Origin of the sequence: Microcystis sp. M165S2, assembly GCF_020245885.1 — a bacterium.
In the GTDB taxonomy this organism is placed as follows: domain Bacteria; phylum Cyanobacteriota; class Cyanobacteriia; order Cyanobacteriales; family Microcystaceae; genus Microcystis.
The window spans coordinates 1-5,419 of record NZ_JADBTZ010000361.1 but is presented as its reverse complement, the minus strand read 5'-3'; the positions used below and the strand labels follow the sequence as shown (position 1 = coordinate 5,419).

Below are 5,419 nucleotides of genomic sequence, written 5' to 3'. Positions count from 1 at the left end.
CTTGCGATACATTGGTACTAAGGAGAGAAGATGCAAGGGTTTTGAGTAATTTTAGCAGATTCAGGGGCACCTGAGCGACTCTCAATCTAGCTAAAAGCCTTTTCCTGTAAGGTTTTTAGCTTTATTCAGCAAACCCTATATTAGGTCAGGATCATGAATAAATTTTATGGACTTGCGCTGGCATTAATCAGTGCCTTAACTCTCTTAAGCCAATCTCGAATAGCTATAGCATTAAAGCCAGAGCAAGTAAATGGTATTGCCCGGGAAATTACTGTTTTAATTCCTTCAGAAGATGACGGAGCGGAAGGGATAGTTCGTCAAAATGGTTCAGGAGTAATTATCGCTAGAGAAGGAAATAACTATACGGTTCTTACTGCCAGCCATGTTTTGTGTAAAGATTATGAAGTTAATTGTAAGAACTATTATTACGAGTTACAGGTAGTAACTCATGATGGCAAAAAATATTCTCTTAACCCTAATAGTATTAGAAAGTTGCCAGAAGTAGACCTAGTGGTCTTTCAATTCACTAGCGATCGGGATTATCGCCTAGCTACCTTAGCTAATTATGAATTAGCTGACGAACAATTTATTTTTGCTTCGGGATGGCCCGACCCGAAATTTGTTGGTAAGAGAGAAAGATTTTTTAATGTTGGTAAAGTGTTGCCCAAAGCCATTAGCCCTTTGTTTAAAATCTTTCCGCCTTCCTTTGGTTATGAGCTAATTTATACTAGCGTCACCTATGGGGGTATGAGTGGCGGACCGGTATTAGATACAGAGGGGAGAGTAATCGGAATTCACGGGCAAAATGAGGGGGAAAAAATTAAAGAGGTGCGAGTAGCAATTGGCTTTAGTCTCGCTATTCCCATCACTACTTTTTTGAAATTAGCACCCCAGTCTGGCATTCAAGGGCAGATAAATGTCGAGAGTTCGCCCCCTAATACTTTATCTTTGCAAGAAATTGGTGATCAATTGTACAAGGCTTTTGAAGTTCCCAATAATAACGACACTAATCCCCTAAACTGGCTTAATCAAGGTAATAAAATGTGGCGGTTAGGACAATTAGCCCTCGCCTATGCCGCCTACGAAAAAGCCTTGCAACTCGATGCTCAACTCTATCAAGCTTGGTACGGTAAAGGTCTGGTCTTGACCTACTGGAAACGCCCCCAAGAGGCGCTCGCTGCCTACGAACAAGCTCTCAAAATTAATCCTAACTCCGATACTGCCAAAAAACTGCGAGACAAGCTCCAAGAATCTTTAGGGGTAAGAAATACCCCTCCTGTAACTCCCCCACAACCAACCACCGCGCCCACCGTCGAGCCTTCACCACAGCCCTCTAATCCAAGGAGACTATGGTAAAGTCAGCAGGGAAAATGCGGGTTAGCTAATAGTGAGTCCCACCAATTTAGCTAAGGATGCTTGAATTGCTCGTAGTTCTGCGGGAGGATTTCCGAGAAACTCTTCGTTACTGGCTAAAATCATCACATTATAGGCCTGCACCGCCGCCAGCAATTTAGCTGGAACTACCTTCTTATCTTTGGTCAGTCTCTCTAAGAGGGCTAATAAGTCTTCAATAACATTTAATGGCGGTGCGCCGGGGACTGCGTAAAGAGCGGCAATGACAGCATTGATATTATTACCCGCCTGAGCATCTCCTGTTAAGATGCTCAGTATCGATTCCTGAACGGCTGGGGGAATCGGCGTACCCGTGGGGGAGGTTAAATTATTATCAGCTAACTGAATATTCAGAGAAGCCGCCGCCTGATTAACAGCGATTTGAGCCGGTTCTCCCCCCTGAAATTCCGTCCTGACGAAGGGGATGGGGAAAGTTTGACCAGCAAAATCACTGGTGGAAAGAATTGGTCCGGTGGCATCGGATTGGTTGCCGGTTTGCGCCATACCGGGAGAGACTAGGGAATTGGTCAGCAAAACCGCCGCCACTAGGGAAACTTGCCAATTAGTTAACCATTTCATCAACATGGTCTTAATCTCCATTCAAAAAGCTAAATTAATAGGATAAAAACTGACTAACGGGGGAAAAAGTAATTGTAGCCGATACTCATGACGAAGCGAGCGCCGTCCCCGGCATTGCCCGTTAAATCAGCACCGGCAAGGTTAATCGTCAAGGGGACTTTCGGGAAAGGAATCAGAGAAATACCTGCGTTTAAATCTTGACCCGACCATTCGACAATGGCCGAGACCGGTTCAACAATTCGTAAACCCGCACTAGCAAAGACACCCAGTGAATTTACCCCATCTTCGATGGCTCCTTCCGAGCGAAAACGACCACCACCAACACCCAAAGAGAGCGTCAATTGACTAAAGGGTTCTTCCGTTGTTTCTGTGAACTGAAAAAATTTGCTCACCACCCCGTAGATACTGCTACCGGCATCTGTCTCACCCCAGCGAATGGCGTTTTCAAATCCTAGGGCCACAGCAAAACCTTCTGGCAGAGAACGGTGAATTTTAAAGCTAAAACTACCCCGTCCGGCATTATCACCAAAAAGGCTCAAAATCGCCATAGTTACATCTAAACCGACAATTTTCTGGGGTTCTCCTAAACCGACCCCTAGAGCTAACCCACCATCTGCTTGATTGGTAAAACGGGTTCTCGACTGGAAACCGAAACCACCGAAAATCTGCCCAAAATTCGCTCCAAAACCGATGGGAGTAGAAATACTGGCACTAGGGGCAACCACAAATTCCGCCAGTTTCACAGAAAGGGTTTTCGGTTCCTCAATCAGAAAATCTTGACGTAAACGCTGCAATTCGGGGGAAACATTGGTATCAACGGGGGTAGATGCCTGTGCTTGCCATTTTTCGACTTCTGGCGAGTTATTATCTCCTGCTGGTAAAAGCTGACTCGCTTGCATTGTCCCTAGATTCCCCTTCCATTCTTCTAGGGTTGAAATTGTCCTGGTCTTTTCTGTTGCTAAAGTATCGAGGGAAGATTTCTCTAGTTTATTTTCTAAGGGTGAGGGCAGATTCCTATCGGCTAATCCCTCTGTTGTCGAGAAGGAATTGGTTGTCAGAACTCTTTCTCTCCTCTCTAATTCCACGGGGGAATTAATGATAATTTTTTCCTGGGATACCCGAATAGAAGCAGCGTCAATGTCTAAGGGAGAAGGAATGGCCTTCACCCCATCGCAAAGTATGGCTGTCCCCAAACAGGATGCCATGAAAATTCCTCCAGAAAATATCTGTCTCATCTGGTTGTTTCTTTTGGCTTTTTTTGACAACACTTCCAGCTTTCCTCACAGACGAAGTTAATTGGCAAGAATTGTAACTGATTTATCCTTAGATAGCAAGTTATTAAACTTGTTCGTTATATTGCTAAAACTAAAAAAAGCGGGTTGAACCCCGCTTGTAATCAAAAACTAAGCCAACTTAAAGGCATCTCGCCAACACCAGCGCAACAGGGTAAAAGCTATCAAACCTTTAACCACTTCTAGAAACCAGTAACCAATCTGCAAGGACATCATTTCTCCGGACATTCCCGATGTGGTAACGGGGGACAGTAAACCCATGGCGCTCAGATTGGGAGTGAGAAAATAGGTGTAAATTAGGGTGATTACTAAGAGAACACCGGCGAATAGGAGCGATCGATGTTCGGGGAGATGGATTAAGGTATGATAGCGGTGGAAGACAACAAAGCTACACAGCACAATCGCCGCACACACTAATTCCAGATGGTTAAAAATGCCAAATAGCAAGTAACCAGCGCTGGCAAAGCCATTTTGTGTCATCATGCCAGCTACGGATAAGCTGGGGAGAATGATTAAATCGATGACGAAACTGGCACTTAACCAGAAACCGAGAACAACCATGGCTAGGGTTGTCCAATTAAACCAAGACCAATAACGCTCAACAAAAGTTTTCATTAGGCTTGCTCCTCCTTGCCTTTCTAACTTAATTGTAAAGAGCCTTCGCCAAAATTCTGGCCAGTTTTTTGGTAATTCTTAGCAATTCTTATCAATTCTGAGGGCAACCAAACAATACCGCTCTTACCTCTAGATTTGGCTACCCGCTCGGGGCAGAATTGTAAAGATTTATCAACAAGTGTCAAAAAAACCTTTAAATATTGACCAAGCTGACGATTCTAGACTTACCCTAAAACAATAACTAACTATCTAGGGGTTTACTGTTATGGATAAGGATTTTCGTAACTATCGCATGGTTTGCACCCTCACCTTCGGAGATATTTACGGACAAATAATCGTTTGGTTAATCGTTATTTTTCTTACTCTCGCTTCCACTCTAGCTCTTTGGAGTAGCACTAGACAAATTTTCGCCCTCGCTACCGTAGGGTTAGTCGTCGTCCTCTCTTTGCCTTTTTTACTCTTTGCTTTCGTTACTACCCTCCTCAATCATATTGAATTCGTTCCCATCGAAGCGGAAACCAACATTCGTCGCGGTTCTGTCCCCGGAGTTAGCGGCAGCCGTTTACCCGCAGCTGGCTAAATCCGACCAAATCCCCAATAAATAATCTAGAGACGTTGTCAGCAACGTCTCTAGCAGTTTTTGCCATTGTTTGCGTCGGGGTTTCTCGTCCTTAATTTTTGTAAATTTTTGTAAATTTAACTTGTTTTTAAAAACTTTTTCTGGTAGGGATTATCCAGAGAAAAATAGATGAAAGAGGGAAATTGTCAAGATAATAATCTTGTTTGCTGCCTGATCCCGGTCAATGATAAATTTTAAAATACCTAGTCTTTTACATTTTCCCAACTCTCGGAGTGATCCCCGATGTTAAAAAATCTCTTTGGTGGCAAAAAATCTGACTTTTACCTAGAACTAAAAGAAACCGATGGTGAACAAAAAGCGACAGCAACCACGGCAGCAGCCGCGCCTGTTGTGGAAGCGCCTGCCCCTGCTGTGGAGTCTGCTGCCGCCCCCGTAGCCGAGAAAAAAGCCAAAAAAACTTCTGTTAAGAAAGAAAAGCAAGTAAAAGAAACTCCTGCCGCTCCTGTGAGCGCACCAGCACCCGTAGCCCCTACTAACGGTAAAGCAGAGCCGCAAGAAGTGGAATTTGCGACAAAATACTTGATTACTCCTAGTCTGTCTCGCCGTCGCCCTGGTCCAAGTTTGAATGGTTTCAAAGACATGGCGCGCAAGGCGAAACTACCTGCTAACCGCCGCTAAATCCCCCCGGATTGCTTTCTCAACAAAAAAAGGAGAGCTTTCTTTGACTCTCCTTTTTCATCAGGGTGCATCTACTGAATCAAGTGTAGCAGAGAGTTTTTTTGAGGTTGGTTATTTAGGCTACTGCCTAGAGTATTTTGGCGTTGACATCCTCGCCGCCGTAAAACGGACGGCGATTCCTCACCACGCCACTTTTTTAGGGTGGTCGCTGAACGGGGTTGACGCAGATAGCGAAAAACGCTTAATTGCTTAAGTCTGACACTTTCGACCCGTCCATTTTGAG

At 44.4% G+C, this 5,419-nt stretch carries 7 protein-coding genes; 3 read left to right on the top strand and 4 right to left on the bottom strand.

Annotated features, from left to right (window positions below; genetic code table 11):
* Positions 1-153 precede the first annotated feature (153 nt).
* Positions 154-1,356, top strand: coding sequence for a tetratricopeptide repeat-containing S1 family peptidase (locus tag IM479_RS17975; protein WP_287686726.1), 1,203 nt, complete (start codon positions 154-156; stop codon positions 1,354-1,356).
* A 21-nt stretch (positions 1,357-1,377) separates the two neighbouring features.
* Here the strand turns inward: IM479_RS17975 and IM479_RS17970 are convergent, their stop codons facing one another.
* The 3 genes from IM479_RS17970 to IM479_RS17960 form a co-directional block, all read right to left on the bottom strand.
* Complete coding sequence (locus tag IM479_RS17970) at positions 1,378-1,977, bottom strand: hypothetical protein (RefSeq protein WP_287699523.1); 600 nt, start codon at positions 1,975-1,977, stop codon at positions 1,378-1,380.
* Between the two features lie 47 nt (positions 1,978-2,024).
* Entirely contained in the window at positions 2,025-3,239 is a 1,215-nt protein-coding gene (locus IM479_RS17965) for a hypothetical protein (protein ID WP_353737580.1), read from the bottom strand.
* 135 nt (positions 3,240-3,374) lie between these two features.
* Positions 3,375-3,878 (bottom strand): hypothetical protein, encoded by a 504-nt coding sequence (locus IM479_RS17960; protein WP_287077332.1) that lies wholly within the window; start codon positions 3,876-3,878, stop codon positions 3,375-3,377.
* 265 nt (positions 3,879-4,143) lie between these two features.
* Between IM479_RS17960 and IM479_RS17955 the strand changes: the two genes are divergently transcribed.
* Positions 4,144-4,458: a hypothetical protein gene (locus IM479_RS17955; protein ID WP_286826468.1), complete on the top strand. Its 315-nt coding sequence runs from the start codon at positions 4,144-4,146 to the stop codon at positions 4,456-4,458.
* A gap of 282 nt (positions 4,459-4,740) precedes the next feature.
* Positions 4,741-5,136, top strand: coding sequence for a hypothetical protein (locus IM479_RS17950; protein WP_287686721.1), 396 nt, complete (start codon positions 4,741-4,743; stop codon positions 5,134-5,136).
* Positions 5,137-5,207: 71 nt separating this feature from the next.
* On the opposite strand, the gene IM479_RS17945 is transcribed toward IM479_RS17950, so the two are convergent.
* A partial coding sequence (locus tag IM479_RS17945) for a hypothetical protein (protein ID WP_287686719.1) occupies positions 5,208-5,419 on the bottom strand: 212 nt, incomplete at its 5' end.

Bases quoted from the DNA above. Each gene is read 5' to 3' on its own strand.
- IM479_RS17950 (WP_287686721.1), top strand. From the start codon at position 4,741: ATGTTAAAAAATCTCTTTGGTGGCAAAAAATCTGACTTTTACCTAGAA.
- IM479_RS17960 (WP_287077332.1), bottom strand. From the start codon at position 3,878: ATGAAAACTTTTGTTGAGCGTTATTGGTCTTGGTTTAATTGGACAACC.
- IM479_RS17975 (WP_287686726.1), top strand. From the start codon at position 154: ATGAATAAATTTTATGGACTTGCGCTGGCATTAATCAGTGCCTTAACT.
- IM479_RS17955 (WP_286826468.1), top strand. From the start codon at position 4,144: ATGGATAAGGATTTTCGTAACTATCGCATGGTTTGCACCCTCACCTTC.
- IM479_RS17970 (WP_287699523.1), bottom strand. From the start codon at position 1,977: ATGTTGATGAAATGGTTAACTAATTGGCAAGTTTCCCTAGTGGCGGCG.